Annotated in this window: 18 protein-coding genes; 9 read left to right on the top strand and 9 right to left on the bottom strand. The window is 60.0% G+C overall.

Annotation, left to right across the window (positions count from 1 at the left end):
* Positions 1–47: 47 nt before the first annotated feature.
* Complete coding sequence (locus tag AABM55_RS03285; protein WP_054595469.1) at positions 48–251, bottom strand: Flp family type IVb pilin; 204 nt, start codon at positions 249–251, stop codon at positions 48–50.
* Between the two features lie 322 nt (positions 252–573).
* Between AABM55_RS03285 and cpaB the strand changes: the two genes are divergently transcribed.
* Genes cpaB through AABM55_RS03260 form a run of 5 tightly spaced genes read left to right on the top strand, consistent with a single transcriptional unit; the run spans position 574 to position 5,826 of the window.
* Positions 574–1,515 (top strand): Flp pilus assembly protein CpaB, encoded by a 942-nt coding sequence (cpaB, locus tag AABM55_RS03280; protein ID WP_347928814.1) that lies wholly within the window; start codon positions 574–576, stop codon positions 1,513–1,515.
* A gap of 60 nt (positions 1,516–1,575) precedes the next feature.
* Positions 1,576–2,766, top strand: coding sequence for a pilus assembly protein (locus AABM55_RS03275; protein ID WP_054595467.1), 1,191 nt, complete (start codon positions 1,576–1,578; stop codon positions 2,764–2,766).
* Positions 2,763–4,037, top strand: coding sequence for a CpaF family protein (locus AABM55_RS03270; RefSeq protein ID WP_054595466.1), 1,275 nt, complete (start codon positions 2,763–2,765; stop codon positions 4,035–4,037). The genes AABM55_RS03275 and AABM55_RS03270 overlap by 4 nt, the downstream gene beginning before the upstream one ends.
* A gap of 18 nt (positions 4,038–4,055) precedes the next feature.
* The gene (locus AABM55_RS03265) at positions 4,056–4,940 is read left to right on the top strand and encodes a type II secretion system F family protein (protein ID WP_347928813.1); all 885 of its coding nucleotides are present in this window, start codon (positions 4,056–4,058) and stop codon (positions 4,938–4,940) included.
* A gap of 1 nt (position 4,941) precedes the next feature.
* A complete protein-coding gene (locus tag AABM55_RS03260) occupies positions 4,942–5,826 on the top strand; it encodes a type II secretion system F family protein (protein WP_347928812.1) in 885 nt (294 codons plus the stop codon).
* Between the two features lie 100 nt (positions 5,827–5,926).
* Here the strand turns inward: AABM55_RS03260 and AABM55_RS03255 are convergent, their stop codons facing one another.
* The 3 genes from AABM55_RS03255 to AABM55_RS03245 all read right to left on the bottom strand — a co-directional run bounded on the left by AABM55_RS03255 (position 5,927) and on the right by AABM55_RS03245 (position 8,475).
* Positions 5,927–6,316, bottom strand: a complete 390-nt coding sequence (locus AABM55_RS03255) for a DUF6124 family protein (RefSeq protein ID WP_347928811.1) — start codon at positions 6,314–6,316, stop codon at positions 5,927–5,929.
* A 796-nt stretch (positions 6,317–7,112) separates the two neighbouring features.
* Positions 7,113–7,880, bottom strand: coding sequence for a response regulator transcription factor (locus tag AABM55_RS03250; protein WP_347928810.1), 768 nt, complete (start codon positions 7,878–7,880; stop codon positions 7,113–7,115).
* Between the two features lie 124 nt (positions 7,881–8,004).
* The gene (locus tag AABM55_RS03245; RefSeq protein ID WP_347928809.1) at positions 8,005–8,475 is read right to left on the bottom strand and encodes a prepilin peptidase; all 471 of its coding nucleotides are present in this window, start codon (positions 8,473–8,475) and stop codon (positions 8,005–8,007) included.
* Between the two features lie 75 nt (positions 8,476–8,550).
* On the opposite strand from AABM55_RS03245, the gene AABM55_RS03240 reads away from it, so the two are divergent.
* Together AABM55_RS03240 and AABM55_RS03235 are read left to right on the top strand one after the other, a co-directional pair.
* Positions 8,551–8,997, top strand: a complete 447-nt coding sequence (locus AABM55_RS03240) for a TadE/TadG family type IV pilus assembly protein (RefSeq protein ID WP_103316930.1) — start codon at positions 8,551–8,553, stop codon at positions 8,995–8,997.
* Entirely contained in the window at positions 8,994–11,759 is a 2,766-nt protein-coding gene (locus AABM55_RS03235; protein ID WP_347928808.1) for an ATP-binding protein, read from the top strand. Before AABM55_RS03240 ends, AABM55_RS03235 begins: the two co-directional genes overlap by 4 nt.
* Here AABM55_RS03235 and AABM55_RS03230 read toward each other — a convergent pair.
* From AABM55_RS03230 to AABM55_RS03210, 5 genes are all read right to left on the bottom strand, one after another.
* Positions 11,744–13,696: a pilus assembly protein TadG-related protein gene (locus AABM55_RS03230; protein ID WP_347928807.1), complete on the bottom strand. Its 1,953-nt coding sequence runs from the start codon at positions 13,694–13,696 to the stop codon at positions 11,744–11,746. The genes AABM55_RS03235 and AABM55_RS03230 overlap by 16 nt on opposite strands.
* Positions 13,697–13,808: 112 nt before the next feature.
* Positions 13,809–14,366, bottom strand: coding sequence for a DUF4136 domain-containing protein (locus AABM55_RS03225; protein ID WP_054595455.1), 558 nt, complete (start codon positions 14,364–14,366; stop codon positions 13,809–13,811).
* A 28-nt stretch (positions 14,367–14,394) separates the two neighbouring features.
* Entirely contained in the window at positions 14,395–15,003 is a 609-nt protein-coding gene (locus tag AABM55_RS03220; RefSeq protein ID WP_103316937.1) for a DUF4136 domain-containing protein, read from the bottom strand.
* A gap of 24 nt (positions 15,004–15,027) precedes the next feature.
* A complete protein-coding gene (locus AABM55_RS03215) occupies positions 15,028–15,777 on the bottom strand; it encodes a methyltransferase domain-containing protein (RefSeq protein WP_347928806.1) in 750 nt (249 codons plus the stop codon).
* On the bottom strand, positions 15,777–16,079 hold the full coding sequence (locus tag AABM55_RS03210) for a MazG-like family protein (RefSeq protein ID WP_054595452.1): 303 nt from the start codon (positions 16,077–16,079) through the stop codon (positions 15,777–15,779). Before AABM55_RS03210 ends, AABM55_RS03215 begins: the two co-directional genes overlap by 1 nt.
* A 311-nt stretch (positions 16,080–16,390) precedes the next feature.
* On the opposite strand from AABM55_RS03210, the gene AABM55_RS03205 reads away from it, so the two are divergent.
* Positions 16,391–16,684, top strand: coding sequence for a hypothetical protein (locus tag AABM55_RS03205; RefSeq protein WP_054595451.1), 294 nt, complete (start codon positions 16,391–16,393; stop codon positions 16,682–16,684).
* A 293-nt stretch (positions 16,685–16,977) separates the two neighbouring features.
* A complete protein-coding gene (locus AABM55_RS03200; RefSeq protein ID WP_347928805.1) occupies positions 16,978–18,318 on the top strand; it encodes an MATE family efflux transporter in 1,341 nt (446 codons plus the stop codon).
* Positions 18,319–18,516: the final 198 nt, after the last annotated feature.

The following is an 18,516-nucleotide window of genomic DNA, read 5'->3' as shown; positions in this document are numbered from 1 at the left end:
ATTCCTGTCACTGAGTAAACAATCGGGTTCGCGCGCGGCCCCACTGGTCAGGCCACAACCGTCCCCCCCAGTGCAGTAATGACTTTGTTGAAAGTGTCATGAACCGACTTGCCCATATTTGGGATAAAGGCTACGACGATCAACGCCACCATCGCGACAATCAACGCATATTCAATGGCTGAAGCGCCCTCGGTCCTGGTCATGAACAACTGGAGGCGGATATACAGATACCGCACGAATTTAAGGAACATACGACTTCTCCTTATGCGCCGAGGACGCACATGTAGCGGGTGCACAACATGATTGCGCTTTGCCATCGGATCATTGCCAACAAACCCCGCGCCAGCAACTGTAATAAGCGATTAATCACAAAGTATTAACCGGAATGGTGGCGACTGGGGATTAACCGAAATGTCATACGGTTGTGAGTTATTTTTTTGACCGGTGATGGCGTTTTGATTTAGCTGCGCTACTTTCAAATAGCGAATTAGTTGCATGTTCATAGCTGCCTGATTGCGAATTAACTCGTTGAACGTCACGAGCCGATGGTGCAGCAGGAAAGGGAGAGCCGTCATGAACAGCCGCGTCACTATGGGTCTGGCTGGACTACTGTTAGTCGCAGCCGTCATTGTCGGGTACTGGGGGTTGGTGCTGAGCCGGCAACCGCTAGCAACCGAACCCGTCACCCCCCCTGTCACCGTTGCGCTGGAAAAAACCGTTGCTAGCGCCGAAGACCAGACGCGCCAGGCCGTCGTTGTGCTGGTGCATGATGTCCTGCCGTTTACCCCCCTCACCGCCGCCGACCTGACCCTGGAAAAACTCCGCAGCGCCCCCGGCGGCAGCTTGAACAGCCTGGACCAGGCCGTTGGCCGCACACCCTGGCGGCGCCTGAGCGCGGGCACTTGGCTAAGCAACGAGAGTTTCGAGGCCGGCGGCGCGCTGGCACGAATGATCCACAGCGATGAACGCGCGCTGGCGGTGGCGGTAGACGAAGTCATTGGCGCTGCCGGACAACTGATCCCGGGGGATTACGTCGACGTGCTGTTGTTCTTGCGTCAGGACGCCATCAATACGCAGCACTCGGCGCAAATCGTCATTCCGGCCATGCGAGTACTCGGCGTTGGCGAACAATTTGGCTTGACCAACGAAGGCAAACCCGCCTCCCCCACCGCCAGCACCGACGAAAAACTCAAACAGGATCAACGCCGCATCGCGGCCCGCAGCGTCGTGCTGGCGGTACCCGAACAGCTTCTCAGCCGAATGATGCTGGCGACTCAGGTCGGCACCTTGCGCCTGGCCGTACGCAGCAGCGAAGAACAGCTCCTGGCCAAATACTGGGCCGGTGAAAGCGACTCATCCACCCGCCTGAGTAGCGCCAACAGTCAGCTATTCCAGTTCAATCAACTGGCCCAGGGCATTGCACCGAAAACCATCGTCCACACCCGCACGGTAGAGGTGTCGCGGCGCGGCATCGAGGTCATACGCGGCAATCAGGTCACCCAACAAACCCCTTGATTGCGCAAGGGTGCATGGCCTCAAAAACGGCAACTTCGACACACGCATCGGACTCTCACCATGAGCCAGAACCTGAGCCAGACGTTCCTTGCGATTACTCGCAACAGCACTGACCTTGAATGGTTGCAAGGCGCACTGGCGCCCTTGGGCCAAGTGGTCAGCGCCGGTGGCGGCAGCCTCGATGAACTGCTCGCGCTGGTCGACGTGACCTTCGCCAGCCTGGTGTTCATCGGCCTCGACCGCGACCATGTAGTGGCCCAGAGCGCGTTGATCGAAGGCGCGCTGGCAGCCAAACCGATGCTGGCCATCGTCGCGCTGGGCGACGGCATGGACAATCAGCTGGTGCTCAATGCCATGCGCGCCGGGGCCCGGGATTTTGTTGCCTACGGCTCACGCGCCAGCGAAGTTTCGGGCCTGGTACGACGCCTGAGCAAACGTCTGCCGCCTGTCGCAACCACTACCCAAATGGGTGGCCTGACAGTGCTCTTCGGCACCCAAAGCAACGCCGACGGCGCTCTGCTCGCCGGACACCTGGCCCTGGTGATCCAGAAGAGTGGCCAGCACACCTTGCTGCTCGACCTCGGCCTGCCCCGTGGTGACAGCCTGGCGTTGTTAGGCCTGGAGAGCTCGTTCCATTTTGGTGATGCATTGCGGCATCTGCGGCGCCTTGATGCGACGCTGATCGACAGCGCCTTCACCAGCGCCGAAGCCGGATTGCGAATCCTCGCCTACGCCAACAATGACGAACCGCTGGAGCGCACCAGCGCCGCCGAGCTGTACATGTTGCTCAGCGCCTTGCGACAACACTTTCAACACATCGTGGTGAACCTCACCGGCCAACCTGACAGCGAAGCCCTGCGCACCTTCGTCAGCCATTGCGACAAATTACTGTGGTACACCGACCAGAGCGTGCTCGACTGCCGACGCAACCTCACGGTGCTCAACCTGTGGCGCGAAAAAGGCATGAAGCTTGAGCACGCCCAACTGCTGGTCGACCGTTACCTGCGCCACTCCGCCCCGGACGCCGACACCCTGGGCAAAACCTTTGGCCTCGAAGTCATCGCCGTCCTGGCCTACAGCCCAGAGGTTCGGCTCAACGCCAAAAACCAGGGCGTAACCCTGTTTGACCTGGCTCCCCGCGAGGTCCTGACCCAAAGCTTGCGCACCTTGGGCGAACGTCTGGCCAAGCACTCTGAAACGCTGGCAACCCCCAAAATCAGTTGGCTGAATCGCTTGCGAGGCCACAAATGAGCGGTGAAAAACTCTTCGGTGCACAGACTCAAAGCCCGATCGGCAACACCGACCACGAGGGCCTGAAGCTGGTGCTGCATCGCTATGTCATCGATGCCATCGAAGAGTCGGGGAAAAACCTGCTGGAAGGTTCGCGCCCGCTCCTTGCGCAATTCGTCACCGACAAGGTCGCCGAATACATCGCCCGCTTGCACCTGGCGATTTCGCGCTACGAAATGGAGCGTCTGGCAGAAGAAATCGTCGACGAACTCACCGGTTTCGGTCCACTGGAAGTGCTGCTGCGCGACCCCGCCGTGACCGAAATCCTGGTCAACGGCCCTCACCGGGTGTTCATCGAACGTGACGGTGTATTGCACCAAAGCGACCTGCGATTCATCGACGCGCATCATGTCGAACGGGTCATGCAACGGATCCTCGCGCCACTCGGACGGCGTCTGGACGAGTCATCGCCGATGGTCGATGCGCGCATGCCGGACGGTAGCCGGGTCAATGCGATCATCCCGCCCATCGCGCTGGACGGGCCGTGCCTGTCGATTCGTAAATTTCGCAAGGACATGCTTAAAAGCAGCGACCTGATGGCGATGCAAACCATTGACCAGGCGATTTTCGACTTCATCGAAAAAGCCGTCGGCAAGCGCTGCAACATCCTCATCAGCGGCGGGACCGGCACCGGTAAAACCACGCTGCTGAACATCCTCAGTCAACTGATCGATCCTCACGAACGCCTGGTGACCATCGAAGATGTCGCCGAGCTGCAACTGGGCCACCCTCACGTCGTGCGCCTGGAAACCCGCCCGCCGAACGCCGAGGGCCACGGCGAAGTGAAAGCCAGTGACCTGATCCGCAACGCCCTGCGGATGCGCCCGGATCGAATCATCCTTGGCGAAATCCGTGGCGTTGAAGTGCTCGACGTACTGACCGCCATGAACACCGGTCACGACGGCTCGATGAGCACCGTCCACGCCAACAATGCTCAGGACGCGCTGTTGCGCCTGGAGACGTTAGTGGGCCTGACCGGGCGTCAAATCGCCGAGCGCACGCTACGGCAGATGATTTGCGCGGCACTCGACGTGGTGATTCAACTGACGCGCCTGCCCGATGGCCGACGCTGCGTCAGCGAGGTGGTGGAAGTGGTGGGGATCCGCGAGGACATCTACGTCACCAACACCCTGTTTCGTTTCGACCGACGGACCGGTTTCGGCTTTCTGCGCGAGGCGGTCAACCCCGCTGGCGACAAGCTGCGCCATGAGCTGGCTCTGCCCCTCAACTGACTTGACGAGGCTTGCGCGATGATCGGTCCGATACTGCTCAGCCTGATGTTCCTCGTGTTGCTGGGACTGTCGATCTGGCTGTTCTATCAAGGCCTGCGCAAGACCAGCAACGAACGCGTGCTGAATCGCCTTGCTCAGGGCCAACCGCATCTGATCGTCGAAAGCCCGGCGTGGGCCAACCTTGAGCGGACCTTTGTGCGCGCAGGCCTGGGCCGCCCGACGGAGCGTCTGCCGATGTGGCTGGGCGGCTGGGCTTGCGCCGGGTTTCTCGGTTTTTTTCTGGGGGGCTGGGTGGGGCTGCTCGTCCTTTTGCTGCTGCCACCCATGGCGTTGCGCTTGTACATTTTCTGGCGTTATCGACGTCGCCTGAGACGAATGATTGAACAGTTACCGCCGTTGCTCGATCACACCATACGCAGTCTCAAATCCGGCCGTACCTTGGCCGACGCGGTGATGGGCGCCATCGACGCCAGCGCCAACCCGCTTAAAAGAGCAATGGGGCGAATTCAGCGTAACGTGCAATTGGGAGTCAACCTGCCCGACGCCGTGCACGATTTTGCCGAGTTTTACGACCAGGATGAACTGCGTATGTTTGCCCTCGGATTGAAGGTCAATCACCGTTACGGCGGCAGCGCCAGCGAGCTGCTGGAGAACCTGATGAAGCTGATTCGCGAACGCGAGCAAGGCGCCCGTCAGCTTCGGGCCATGACCGGCGAAACCCGAATGACCTCCTGGGTTCTGGGGGCCTTGCCCGTCCTTATCGCAAGTTACTTCATGCTAACCAACCCCGGTTACATGCTGAGCATGTGGCACGACCCTGCCGGCCAGCACATGCTGATTGCCGCGGTTGGCTTACAGATCGTCGGGTGCCTGGCGCTACGGCGCATGTTACGGAGTGTCTGAGATGGCCTTACTGGTGAGCGCCTTGCTGTTTCTCGGAGCCATAGCCCTGGTGCTCGGTCATCTGCTGGAACAGCGACGACGCGCGCGGCATGTCACCCAACGCCTGCAAGGGCATGTGGTGCACGACAATGCATTCGGCAACTGGCTGCGGACACTCGGCAACAGCCGGTTTGGCCAGCGCTCGCTCAGCATCGACAGCGAAACCCAGACCTTGCTCGCACGCCTGGGTTGGCGCAAATCCAGCGAGCGCTCGTTATTCGCCGCGTGCCAGGTCGGCACACCCCTGCTGGTGCTCGGGCTCGCGGTGTTCTTTCAACAGGTGTTCTACCCCACTGCGCAAAACCACTGGCTCGCGCCGTTACTGGGCGCCGGGCTGGGTTATCTCTTACCCAAACGGCTACTGGCCTATGCGGTAAAACGTCGGCAAAAAAACATTGCCATCGAGATCTCGACGTTCATTCCATTACTGCGAATTCTCTTCGAATCAGGCATGGCCGTAGAGCAGTCACTGCGTGTACTCAGCAGCGAGGCGCACCAACTGCTGCCGGAACTGACCAGTGAACTACGGCTGATCCTGACGCGGGTCGACTCCGGCCTGGAACTCGGCCAGGAACTGCACAAGACCGCAACACTGCTGGCGGTAGACGAATTCACCGACACCAGCGTGATCCTCCAGCAACTGATCCATCAGGGCGGTGGCGCCATGAAATCGCTGCTCGCGCTCAAGCAATTGCTCGACGACCGGCGCCTGACACACCAGCAGGAATACATCTCGAAAATGTCCGCCAAGATGTCCGTGGTGATGATGCTGTTTCTGTTTCCCGCCTTGCTGATCGTCTTGGCCGGCCCGGGGTTCACTGCTATTGGCCGGGCGTTTGGGTCTTAGAATCGCGTCACAGATTGCTATACAACGTTGCAATACGGCAGCTGCTACGGAGGGAGTCCTGCACCGTATTTCAACGTTGAAAAATCGCCGTCCCAAGCGACTAGGGTTTGACGACATACTCCGCCGGTTCTTCAGGGTCCATATTGTCCAGCGCTCGATCCACCAGCAGCCGGACTCCGTCGATCATCCTGCAAATGCCTAGCGCCACATTTCGTCGAGACCCTTCGATCTCGAACGCCAGGTCAGCAGCCATCGCCTTGACCGAAGCCAGGTCTTCGGAAGCGTTCGCCAGCAGGCTTTCATTGTCGATACCCGGGTTGACCGCAAACAACCGGTCCGAATGCAGATCGCTGAAACGTAGCTTCGACAGGGTCGGTTTCAGGTAATGATCGAGGGCGCGATGGGCAGCGTCGTGGAGCTTTTTTGAGTCGGGAGAATCGTAGGGGGAAACGTCGTCGTGTTCGGGCGGATTAGGGGTTTCTTTGATCATGATGGAGCTCCTACGGTAGTGGGAGCCACGACTTGCCGGTCTCACTCGGCGAAGAGGTGGCAGCTGTGAACGGGGTGAGAATACCGGTCGTAGGCACCCGGCCAGACCTAAGTCTGCCCGCACACAGCCGCCATAATGCATGGCGCAGACGAAAAACGTCGGCGACGATTATGGTAGAGCCAGCGCTTTGCGCCTACAGAATTTCCTGGGTTCTCACACCCTGTCGCTGAATTTCAGCGACGTTCAAAGGCTAGAGGCCGTGCTTCCGAGGGGCAACCTTAAAGACATGTCAGAGATTTCTGCGTTGCCCGTGATGCTGTCATCAAATTCCGGCCTCATCCTACGGGCATTACACAAATGATCGTTCCTACGCTCTGCGTCAGCTCGTGAAGCGGAACGCGGAGCGTCCCCGGCGGCATTCCCACGCAGAGCGTGGGAACGATCTAAAGCCGTACGCGCTCTTACCACTCAGGCCGGCTGTCAGGCCGCCGTGCTGTTGCCGTTGATCTTGATCCACCCGCCCCTTCGGGAGGCCGAGTGGAGGTGTTCATCAGGGGGTGGGCGCGCAGCGCCGTACGGCGTAGCCGGACACATCGAGAGGAGGTCGTCGCGAAGCAGACCGTAGGCGATGCCCCCTGATGGACACCGTAGCGAGGGAACGCCGAGCCTAGGCGAGGTGCCGTACGCTCGGGGCGAGACCTTTTGGTTACTTTTGGGGCGTTTGCCAAAAGTGACCCGCTGTAAGAGCGGAACCGTCAGCAGCCATCACCGCAGAAACGGATATGTACACCAAAACCTAGTGCGCCGTAACCCGCCCCCGCATCCCCGTCCCACTAGGCGACAAAGCCAACGCCAACTGCGTCCGATTATGCATATGCGTCAACCGCAACACCTGCGACACATACAACTTCACCGTGTTCTCGGTAATCCCCAACTCACAGGCAATCTGATAATTGGTCTGCCCCTTGCCCACCAACCGCGCAACATCCAATTGTCGAGGCGACAGCTGATCAAAGATCGCCGGCATCTGCTCCCGATCAACCTCCCCACCCGATGGCACAGACGGAGCACGACGAACTTTATCAAGATCCTGATAAAGGTCATCGATCGATTCGGAAAGGTCTTGCAGCTTCTGATTCAAGTGCCCCAACTGCACACTCTTTTGCCGTTCCTGAAGCGCGACCTCCTGACGCTGCAAACCTTCCAGCAGCTCATCCAGGTCAATCGGTTTCTGGTAGTAGTCGGCGATCCCGGCGCGCAGGGCCTTGATCACATCCTGTTTGTCGGCACGCCCGGTGAGCATGATGGCTTCGAATGCCCGGTGCTTGCCGGCGATGCGTTGCAGCTCCTGAACCAGCTGAATACCGTCGAGCCCGGGCATGTGCAAATCACAGAGGACCAAACCGATGTCGACATCTTCACTGAAGCACGCGATGGCTTGCTCGCTGGACTCACAAGGGACGCAACGGTAACCGCTGCTTTCAAGAAACTCGCAAAGCTCTTCCACGATCAGCGGTTGATCGTCGACCACCAGCACTTTTACCGCAGAGGTAGGCTTGTTCACGTGCGCCTCCATGCCCTGTCCGAAGACTGTCACTCCTGTACCGACAGCGGCAAGCTGTACAGGCCTGAACAGAAAGTAGACCTACTTTCCTACTATGTACATAGCGATATGTCGTGCCGCACGACTAGCGGGTACAGGCCAGTGTCAGCAGCATGCCGATCAGCACAAAGGGCGCAAAGGGTGGTTTTCTTGACAGCTCGGGAGCGAGGTATTGAAGTCGGGCCCTAAGCCGTTGACTCATATGCGGCCAGACCTTTGAAGCAATCAATAGCCACACCAGGCCAGCCATTCCAGCGCCGATAAAACTGCCGAGCAAATGCAGGTTGTCGGTCGCCAGGCCGATCGTCGCCATCAGCTTCACATCGCCGGCTCCCAACCGTCCCAACCCATAACCGGGCAAGGTAAACAGCAGCGCCAGCAGCAATGCCCACCCGCCCTGAACGTCAGGCGCGCCCAGCCAGGTGGTGCCGGTCCACAACAGATAAATCAATGCCAACAACCCGACGCCCAAGGTCAGGCTGTTGGCAATATGCCGTTGCTGAACATCCTGTGCCGCGCAAAGCGCCAGCCAGATCAGTAGGACAAAACTCTGCATCCGGTAAAAATCGTCCGCTTTGGCTGAATGATTCTATGCTCATACCACGTAGTCGTTGTCAGGGTAGACGCACTCATGAAATCAGGCCTCCCCAGAAAGCAAAAAGGTGCTGTGGCGATTGAGTTCGCCTTGGTGTTCGTGATCTTTTTTGCGGTGTTCTACGCAATCGTCAGCTACAGCCTGCCGCTGTTGCTGGTGCAGTCATTCAACGAAGCCACGGCCGAGGCAGTCCGGCAAAGCGTCGCGCTTGATCCGAAGACGCCCAACTACCCAACGGCGATGGAGAACCTGGCAAACAGTGTTTTACAGCAGCAACTGTCCTGGGTGCCAAGCACCTTCAACATCACCTTTGGTGTCGACGCCAAGGCGGCCTATAACGCAGGCACCGGATTACTGACGGTCAGCGTGACGTACCCCACCAGCAAGCTCAATCAGGTCATCCCGTTCCTCGTCCTGCCCGGTGTCGGCACCGTGCCCAATCTGCCGACGAACCTGACGGCACAATCGAGTCTTCAATTTTGACACCTGGGGAAAAGCTCTTTGGCCGACTGCTCAATCGTCCGCCATTCCAGGAGCCCGACACGCCCTACAGCCTGGTGACACAGAATGTCGGATTACACCTGCTGCTGAACCCTCAGGGTCGGGTGCTGAAAATGAGTGGCCCCTTGCGTCATGCATTGGCGCAGCGTCCTCACGCCGACCAACCCCCACACCTGATCGATTACCTGCTGCCCCACAGCCATTTGGTCGTCGAAGGCACACCCGCTGAATGGCAAGGCCAAAACCTGGACCTGGATTTCGCCGGCCTCGGTGGCCAAACCCTGCACCTGCGCGGCTGGGTTCAGCCGACGCCTGACAGCTGGCTGCTGCAGTTGCTCGACATCGGTGATTTGTTGCACGAACGCCAACAGGCCCACAGCCGCGAGGAATGTCAGTCGTTCGCCGGACACATGAGCGAACAGCTTCGCCTGTGCAGCCTGATGCGCCTGCCCGAGGTGCTGACCGAGCAACTTCAAGGCCTGGCCCAGCGCTGGCACATTCCCTGTGTGGCCATCGCGTTGCTCGACGATCAGGAACAAGGCTGGCTGATCCACAGCCAGTACAACGCCCACGATGCGCCGCAGCTGTGGCAAACCGGCCAACCGCTGGGCACCAGCCTGGACAGCTTGAGCGGTAATACGCCGTTGCGCTTGAGCGTCGCGCATGGTTTCAGCGAGCACCCGCGGTTGCAGGGGACCTTCGGTAATACCGACGGATTTCTGGTGCCTTATCGGGACGATCACGGTGTCGCAGCCTGGTTGCTCTGTGGTTTTTACCCGGTGCAGCAACGTGCGCCGCAGCTCAGCGAGCGTGACTGGTCGCTGCTGGCCGCAGCGCTGGCCGGACCACTGCTGGGGCGTTTACGCGAACAGCATCAACATCATCAACTGGAGCGACTCGAAGCCCTGCAAGGTTTGCTGGGCACCGGTTGGTGGGAGCTGTTCGGCAACATTGACGAGGTTCAACTGGCACCGCAACTGGCATTCACCCTGCACCTGGAGAGTGCCCGTTTACCGCTGGCCCAGTGGCTGACGCTGATCCATCCGGCCGACCGCCAAGAGCTGGCCAGCCGCGTGCAGGACCTGCAACAACACGGCAAGACCTTGCTGCTGTGCGTGCGTCTGCACCGCGCTGACGACGCCCAGACGCCGATCTGGTATCGCCTGCAAGGCCAAGCGCTAGGCGTAGGTGAACAGCGTCGGCTGGTGGGGTTCATGCTCGACATCAGCGACATCAAGAATCAACAGCAACAGGCCGCCGCTGCCCATGCCCGCCTGGACAACCTGATCGCCAGTTCGCCGGCGGTGATCTATGTGCAACGCTATGTCGAAGGCGCGCTGCAACCGAGCTTTTTCAGCGCCAGCCTGCTGCCGTTGCTCGGCTGGAACCTGAATGATTTAGCAGGCAACGCGCTGGTTGGGCGGGTTCATCCCGAAGACCGTGACCTGTATTTCGAGCGTACCCGCCAGCTGCTGCGTGAGGGCTCGGTACGCGCGCGTTACCGTCTGCGCGACCAGCGTGGCGACTACCACTGGCTGCTCGATGAAGCCCGGTTACTGCGCGATGACCTCGGGCTGCCCGTGGAGGCGGTCGGCTTGTGGCTGGATGTCAGCGAAGCGACCCAGGCCGCCGAACAGGTCAAACAGAGCGAGGAGCGCTACCGGATTCTGGTGGAAGATTCGCCCGCGATGATCTGCCGCTACCGTCCCGACTTGACGCTGACGTTCGGCAATCGGCCCTTGGCGACGTACCTGGAATGCACGCCCGAACAATTGCCGGGGGTTGATCTGGGCAGCTGGCTGTCGGCCGAACAGCGCGAAGCCTTTGTGCTGCGCCTGCGCCAATTGACGCCGGAGTTCCCGGTGAGCACCGCGGAAATCAGCCTGCAACTCCCCGGGCGCGAAAATGCCTGGTGGGTCTGGTCGGATCGCGGGGTGTTCGACGAGCGGGGTCGCCTGATCGAAATTCAGGCTGTGGGCCGCGACAACACCGAAGTCCGCCGTTCGCAACAACAGCTCACGCAAAGCGCAAAAATGGCCACCCTGGGAGAAATGGCCACCGGGCTGGCGCATGAAATCAACCAGCCACTGAACGTGATGCGCATGGCCATCGTCAACGTGCTCAAGCGCTTGAGCAACGGCGATGTACAGATCGACTACCTGCAAGACAAACTCAAGCGTATCGACGCCCAGGTCCAGCGCGCCGCGCGGGTGGTCGATCACATGCGGGTGTTCGGCCGGCGCTCGGAAATCGAGCAACAGCTGTTCAACCCGGCACACGCGGTGGAAGGCACGCTGTCGTTGCTGGCTGAAGGTATGCGCGGCAAAGGCGTCGACTTGCGGATCAGCGAGTTCGGCTTCGAAGCCAATGTACGTGGCCATGTCGATCAGCTGGAACAAGTGTTGATCAACCTGATGGTCAACGCTCGCGACGCACTGCTGAGCAAGCGCGAAAGCGACCCGGCGTTCAAGCCGTGGATTTCACTGTATGCCGAACGTGACCACAGCTCGCTGCGGCTGTGGGTCGAAGACAACGCTGGCGGTATTGATCCGCGTTTGCTGGAGCGAATCTTCGAACCGTTCTTCACCACCAAACCGGTCGGTGTCGGCACCGGTCTGGGTTTGTCGGTGAGCTACGGTATTGTCGAGAACATGGGCGGACGGTTGAGCGTGCGCAACTCGATCGAGGGCGCGCGGTTCTGTATCGAGTTGCCGATTGCGCTGGGTGATCAGATCACCAGGTAGGCTTTGCCTTTTTGGCCGCAGGTGAGGTTGAACCCCACATCGACTTTGTTGACGTCGATCCCCAGATTGAGCAGCAGGCTGTTCACCAGTGGATCGACCAAGGGCGCCAGTAAGCCGTCGATCGCACCGACCAATTGAGTGGTCGCCAGACTCAGGGTCGATACCAATGTAGTGAGCAGCCCGCCAATCAGGCTGCCGCTAATAGTGGGAGTGTGCGAAATCAAAGTGATCCCACCCAATGTCCCGTTCAAACTACCAACTACACCCGATACCGAAACAGTGTGAAGCGGCAATGGCGGTACATTGATGTCCTTGGGATTACTGTAGGCGTAGTTGGACTCGCTGGTGCCTGCGATCGGGCTATCAATCATGATTTCAGCACCACCACCGGCAAATGGTGTTCGCGTACCACAGGTCATAGGGGCTAGAAAGTGACCTTGACAGGTCGTACTGCCAACATCGAACAGGGTGATCGGAGAAAGCGCAGGTAACGGAGAGGACGAAAGCCAGATGGCAGGGTCGATATGACCGATTTTGACTTTGATTGCCGCAATGTCGGTGGTGGCGGAGAGACTTTTGTTAGTGGGGCTGATGGGGATTATGCACGCGTAGTCGGTGACATAACTACTGCCCACTCCGGCCTCAAGCCCCACATCCAGATTAATACCATTAGGCACTATTTGCAGATCAGTTTGTGTGCAGGTTCCTCCCGCCAAACACCCGGGCAGCAGTAGCGGGTTGATTAAATTAACGACACCACTCAACCCTGTGTTGACGAGTTGCAACACCGCGTTGATCAGTGACAGATCAACCGAGGCCAGCACTCGCACCTGCGCCGTCTTCACATAGATCCGGTTCACGCCCAACGGGTCAGCCTTGGCCAGTTCCGGATCGCCCACGGCAGAAAACTGCGGCGGCTCAATCACTTTTACACGGGTTGTGACGCCCAGCAGCCCCAGTACGTTCACCGGTAGAACGGCGGTCACCGCACTGTTTTTATTCGCCAACTGCACAAAGCCCTGAACCAGCTGAAACAGCTGCACCGTGGCATCCAGGCCGGCCGTCGAGGTGCCCGTCTGAAGTTGCAGCACATCGCCAAGTTTGATCGGTGGTGCATTGCTGGCCCCCACCTGAAGACTGGTCAGCGCCGTCATCACTTCGGCCGTGGCACCGTTCTGACCTGCAACCGTTGCCGCGGCGTGTATGAATTGGGTGACCGTTCCTTGCGTGCTGAGCAATGCCGTGTAGTCGCCTGCGCTCACCCCCAGCTCGATGGCCAGCTGGTCCATGAATTTCAGCAGGTTGATATCGGCATTGACCAAGCCATCCCAGCCCACGGCTGTCAGGTTCACGCTGCCGCCCAGAAGGCTCGAGAACAGCGGATTCAAGAGATTCGATCTCGCGGTGTCGACGCTGACGACCGAACTGCGAATGCTTAGCTGCGCCAGCGTCGGTTGCGGCGCCGCGGCCACCGCCGTGGCAGTCAGCGTGGTATTGGCATTGAGCGAAGCCCCACTGAACAATGCCTGAATACCCGCCGCGGCACTGGTCGCCACCACGTTGGTGGCAATCACCTGAATGGCCATCGATTGCGCGGCATTGGGGACGAAAGTGCGCAGGTTGGTCGGCGCCGTCGCCAGCGAACCGCAGGTGGTGGTCAAGGTGCTGGTGGGGCTGACGATGAACGCATTACGAACCGCGCTTTGCCCGGCATAACTGGCCGCCGTCAGGCCCGGCAGGCAGGTGCCGCCGCGGCTGACCGCTTCCAGCGCGGCGTTGTCCACCACCCGTTGCAACTTGCGCTGCTCCAGATAGAGCCGGCCACTGTCGACCACCAACAGCGCAATCAACAGCGCCAGGCCGAAGGTCATTGCCGCGAGCAAACCAATAGCGCCACGTTGCCCGGCGGGGCCGCGAAACTGCAAACGGGGAGACATCGAGCACTCCTTTGCCGGCGCACTGCCGAGCGCTACCTCCGGTGGTGCAGGCAGTGTAGTCAAGGCTCGAGCACGGCGCTGGCAACTTGCCAGCGCCGATGATTCAAGTGCTTTATTTCGGTGGGTAATTGCTCAATATCCGCCCTACCGTCGCGCGAATCGCGGCGCTGCGGTCGGCGGGCTGCGGCGATCTGCTGAGCAGTTGTTCATCACTGCCACGCCAGACCAGCTTGCCATCCTTGCCATCGAGCAGGTCGATCTGAAGCGTGGCGACCTTGTAGGAAACGTTGCGGGTTTCGTTGTACATCGGTGCGCCCCAGTAGCCGTTCCAGGGGCCACCCCAACCACCTCCATAGTTGGTGGTGATTTGCTGCTGGCGATCCTCGACGATCAGGTAGGTCCGTACATTGACGTCAGCCTTGGCACCGGTAGCGGCCGGGCGCAGACCACGCTGGTCGAGTTGATCGGCAACCGCCTGGCGAATGCGTTGTTCGGTGAGGTCGCTCTTGATCCGCGGATCGTCGGGACGGTATTGCACGGCAGGCTCTTTCCAGGCCCAACTGCGATAGGCGGCGAAATCGCGGCTGGCATCAAAATCGTGATTGACCTGGGTCGTTTGGCAGGCGCTGAGCAACACAGCGCAAGCCAGTAATGAGAGACGGCGGGACATGATTTTTCTCCGGGTCCAGGCAGGGAACCTAACTAGGAGGATACGCCGCTACCGCCTTTTCCACAGCTGTTCGTAACGCATCGCCACGTTCTATTTCGTTGCCCTGAAGGCCCGCTTCAGCGCTGGCACTCCAGACCGGTTGCCCGGTGCTGGCGTCGAACAAATCCACCCGGATCACCAGCACTTGCACCTGATAGGTACGAACGATCGGCACCGTGTTGTACATCCCGTAGCCATTGCCATAACGGTTATAACCGCCGTAGCCGCCATAACCGTAATCCTCCTGGACCTGCTTCAGGCGGGTTTCCTGATGCAGGTCGGCGCTAACCCACAGGTCCGCCGGACGATTGTCGTGCAGCGGACGCAAACCCCGTTGATCCAGCGCATTGCTCACCGCTTCGGCGATCTGCGCCGAGTCGGCCAAGGCCGAGCCGTTGGGCAACCGGCCGTTGAGCCAGGCCCAGCTTTGGTAACGGCTGTAATCACGCGGCGCCGCTGGATAGGCGCTGCGGTCAAAGGTGTTGGCAGCGTGCGGTGGGGCCGGCGGCAGCGGGTTGGAGCTGGCGATATATGGATTGCTGCCCTGACAGGCACCGAGCCCCAGACACAACATGATCAATCCCAAACGGCGTTTCATGATGCTCTCCACAGAAACCACGGTTCAGACCGGGCGACAGATCCAGTGCAGGTAACGCCCCAACCCCGCAAAACTCGGGTGACGACGGTGGGCCAGTTCCATTTCCAGCAAGTCGATCAGTTCGGCACGGGCCTGAAACTCTACCGGCATGTAGTCATGAAAAACCCGCACTCCGCTCTGGGTTTCGACCTGCCACAAACCTTCCAGTTGCGTCGCCAGTTCGCGCGGATCCAGAGGCATCTGCGGGGTCAGGCTCTGCTTCTCGCCGGCCATGTCGTTCTTGCGCATCTTGCGGAAATGGCCCTTGAGCAAGTTGCGGTAAATCAGCGCATCGCGGTTATAGAACGCCAGCGACAGCCAGCCGTCTTTGGTCGTCAGTTGATGCAGCACCGGCAGAATCGCGTGGGGTTCGGCCAGCCACTCCAGCACCGCGTGGCACAGCACCAGGTCGTAAGGTTCGGTGAGTTGACCGAGCAGTTCTTGCCACGGTGCCTGGATGAATGTCGCTGTTTGCCCGGCCTCGGCAAAGCGCTGGCGGGCGCCTTCGAGCATCGGTTCGGCAGGCTCGGCCAGGGTCACCTGATGGCCGCGCTGGGCCAGCCACAACGACATGTGCCCAAGGCCTGCGCCAATATCCAGCACCCGCAACGGGCGATCCGGCAGGGTTTCGGCCAGGTCGGCCTGCAGCACCGCCAGACGGATCGCACCTTTGGCACCGCCGTAGATTTTTTCGGCGAAACGGGTCGCCAACTGATCGAAATGACGGTCGCTCATCAGCTGAACCGCCGTTCGCTATCAGCCAGCTTGCTGCGTACTACCTGTTCCATGTCCAACCCCAGCTCGCTGCACAGCAGCAGTAGATAAAGCACGATATCGCCGACTTCCTGACCGGCATGCGCCAGTTTGTCCGCTGGCAACTGGCGCGACTGGTCTTCGCTCAACCATTGGAAAATTTCCACCAGCTCGGCCATTTCGACACTGGCGGCCATGGCCAGGTTCTTCGGGCTGTGAAATTGCCGCCAGTCGTTGCGGTCACGGATGCAGTGCAGGCGTTCGGTCAGTTCAACAAGGTTCATCGGGCTCTCCTGAAGGCGTATAGCTTCGGGCGGATGGCGGATGAAGGCAAGCACCGAACACTGCTGTCGTTTCGTGACAGTTCGCGAGCAAACCCGCCTGTGTATTTAGACTTGAAGAGGTGGGTGGGACTAAAAGCCCGATTCTGACTCTAGCCAGTACAGAACGCAGAAGCTTGCCCAGTGGGTGCAGACGTTCAGTTACTATTCGCCAATTCAAACCACCAAACCTCTATGCTTCAAGGGCGCTCGCCAGCCCTGACAATGGCCAAAGCGCTCAGCGCCGGCACCCACTCTTTCATCAGGACGTACACATGCAGGTAGATAGCTTTTTCGAATGGCTTGGCCAGGCGCTGGGTTCGGTCATCCGGTTCATCGTCGATACGCTCAGTGGGTTGTTCAGTGCCTTGACTCACGCCAGCGGCAATTTTGTCGACGGGCTGTCACGAGCACTGGGCATGGAGCCCTCGATCATCAGCATACTCGTGCTGATCATCGGCTTGATGCTGCTGTACTCGGCGGTCCGCGCGTTCATGCGTGCATCGATCATCGCAGGGATTATCTGGCTGGTGCTGGGGTTGTGGGTGTTGAGCTGGGTGGTTCACTGAACAACACCTCGCTCACTCACGCACAACCTGTAGCAGCTGCCGAAGGCTGCGTTCGAGGGCGAAGCACTCGCCAAGCTGACGACGCGGTCATCCAGAGGGACCTTGGTATGCCATTCACGACGGCTTCGCCGCCGAACGCAGCCTTCGGCAGCTACTACAGGTGAGGTGCCGAGCCCGAAATCCCTTGACTTACCGGCATCTGAGCAAGCTCCCTCCTCACAAAAAGCCCGTTTTCACAAGACCACTGACGCTTGGATCTGCCGCTACAATGCCCGCTCTCGAAAGGAGCCTGAATGTCTACGTTGATTAACGACTGGCGCGATCGTGCGACCCATCGCGGCGTCTGGGCACTTGCCGCGCCGATGATTCTTTCGAACATTTCCGTGCCGCTGGTGGCGCTGGTCGACAGCACGGTGGTCGGCCACCTGCCCCACGCACATCAGCTCGGCGCGGTCGCGGTGGGCGCCAGCCTGTACACCTTTCTGGCCTGGGCCATGGGGTTTCTGCGCATGGGCTCGACCGGGTTTGCAGCGCAGGCAGCCGGGCGCGGTGACGGCGCGGCCTTGCGGCAGATCCTGCTGCAAGGCTTGCTATTGGCGATGGGGCTGGCACTGCTGCTCGGGATGCTGGGCGTACCGCTCAGTGGCGTGGCGTTGCACTTCATGCAGCCCTCTGCCGAGCTCGATCAACTGACCCGCGAGTTTTTCCACACCCGGTTGTTTGGCTTACCGGCAGCGCTGGCCAGTTATGCGCTGGTCGGCTGGTTCCTCGGCACCCAGAACGCCCGCGCACCGCTGGCGATTCTGCTGACCACCAACCTGGTGAACATCGCGCTGAACCTGTGGTTCGTCCTGGGTCTGCAATGGGGCGTTGTCGGGGCGGCCCGTGCTTCAGTGATCGCCGAATGGACCGGCGCCCTGCTCGGCCTGGCCATGACCCGTAACGCCCTGCGCGCCTACCCCGGGCATATCGCCTGGGCGGCACTGGCGCTGTGGCAGAGCTGGCGGCCGCTGCTGGCGGTCAACCGGGACATTTTCATTCGCAGTCTGGCGCTGCAATCGGTGTTCTTCATGGTGACCGTGCAAGGCGCACGGCTCGGCGATGCGACGGTGGCGGCCAATGCATTATTGCTGAATGGTTTGCTGTTGACCGCCCATGCCCTGGACGGCCTGGCCCACGCGGTGGAGGCTCTGTGCGGCCATGCCATCGGTGCCCATGACCGTCAGGCTTTGCGTCGGTCTTTGGTGGTTGCCTGCGGCTGGTCATTGATTGCCAGTCTGGGTTTTGCGCTGCTGTTCTTCTGCGCCGGGCATTTGTTCATAGAGATGCAGACCAACATCCAGAGCGTGCGCGACACTGCGTTCGTCTACTTGCCGTACCTCGCCGCACTGCCACTGATCGCCGTCTGGAGCTACTTGCTCGACGGCCTGTTCATCGGTGCGACCCGTGCCCGGGAAATGCGCAACGGCATGCTGCTGACGGTGCTGCTATTGCTGCCGTTTGCCTGGGCACTGCAAGGGTTCGGCAACCACGGACTGTGGCTGACCTTCCTGCTGTTCATGGTGCTGCGCAGCCTGACGCTTGGGGCATTCGCCTGGAACCTGCGCAAGAATGATGGCTGGTTCACCGTCTGAACATCGTGCTGCTCCAGCGCTCGTAGCAGCTGCCGAGCCCGCGAGGCTGCGTTCGGCTGCGAAGCAGTCGTTGAATCAGGCAGCGTGTTCTTTCAGGCAAACCGCGTACTCAGGATTTACGAGGACTTCGTCCGAACGCGGCCCGCCTCTAACGCCGCCTCGCGGGCTCGACAGCTGCTACGAGTGCAGTTCTTCATC

The sequence above is a fragment of the Pseudomonas helvetica genome (assembly GCF_039908645.1).
Classification (GTDB): domain Bacteria; phylum Pseudomonadota; class Gammaproteobacteria; order Pseudomonadales; family Pseudomonadaceae; genus Aquipseudomonas; species Aquipseudomonas helvetica.
This window is presented reverse-complemented; position numbering and strand designations above follow the sequence as displayed.

Bases quoted from the DNA above. Each gene is read 5' to 3' on its own strand.
- AABM55_RS03285 (WP_054595469.1), bottom strand. From the start codon at position 251: ATGTTCCTTAAATTCGTGCGGTATCTGTATATCCGCCTCCAGTTGTTC.
- cpaB (WP_347928814.1), top strand. From the start codon at position 574: ATGAACAGCCGCGTCACTATGGGTCTGGCTGGACTACTGTTAGTCGCA.
- AABM55_RS03275 (WP_054595467.1), top strand. From the start codon at position 1,576: ATGAGCCAGAACCTGAGCCAGACGTTCCTTGCGATTACTCGCAACAGC.
- AABM55_RS03270 (WP_054595466.1), top strand. From the start codon at position 2,763: ATGAGCGGTGAAAAACTCTTCGGTGCACAGACTCAAAGCCCGATCGGC.
- AABM55_RS03265 (WP_347928813.1), top strand. From the start codon at position 4,056: ATGATCGGTCCGATACTGCTCAGCCTGATGTTCCTCGTGTTGCTGGGA.
- AABM55_RS03260 (WP_347928812.1), top strand. From the start codon at position 4,942: ATGGCCTTACTGGTGAGCGCCTTGCTGTTTCTCGGAGCCATAGCCCTG.
- AABM55_RS03255 (WP_347928811.1), bottom strand. From the start codon at position 6,316: ATGATCAAAGAAACCCCTAATCCGCCCGAACACGACGACGTTTCCCCC.
- AABM55_RS03245 (WP_347928809.1), bottom strand. From the start codon at position 8,475: ATGCAGAGTTTTGTCCTACTGATCTGGCTGGCGCTTTGCGCGGCACAG.
- AABM55_RS03240 (WP_103316930.1), top strand. From the start codon at position 8,551: ATGAAATCAGGCCTCCCCAGAAAGCAAAAAGGTGCTGTGGCGATTGAG.
- AABM55_RS03230 (WP_347928807.1), bottom strand. From the start codon at position 13,696: ATGTCTCCCCGTTTGCAGTTTCGCGGCCCCGCCGGGCAACGTGGCGCT.
- AABM55_RS03225 (WP_054595455.1), bottom strand. From the start codon at position 14,366: ATGTCCCGCCGTCTCTCATTACTGGCTTGCGCTGTGTTGCTCAGCGCC.
- AABM55_RS03220 (WP_103316937.1), bottom strand. From the start codon at position 15,003: ATGAAACGCCGTTTGGGATTGATCATGTTGTGTCTGGGGCTCGGTGCC.
- AABM55_RS03215 (WP_347928806.1), bottom strand. From the start codon at position 15,777: ATGAGCGACCGTCATTTCGATCAGTTGGCGACCCGTTTCGCCGAAAAA.
- AABM55_RS03210 (WP_054595452.1), bottom strand. From the start codon at position 16,079: ATGAACCTTGTTGAACTGACCGAACGCCTGCACTGCATCCGTGACCGC.
- AABM55_RS03205 (WP_054595451.1), top strand. From the start codon at position 16,391: ATGCAGGTAGATAGCTTTTTCGAATGGCTTGGCCAGGCGCTGGGTTCG.
- AABM55_RS03200 (WP_347928805.1), top strand. From the start codon at position 16,978: ATGTCTACGTTGATTAACGACTGGCGCGATCGTGCGACCCATCGCGGC.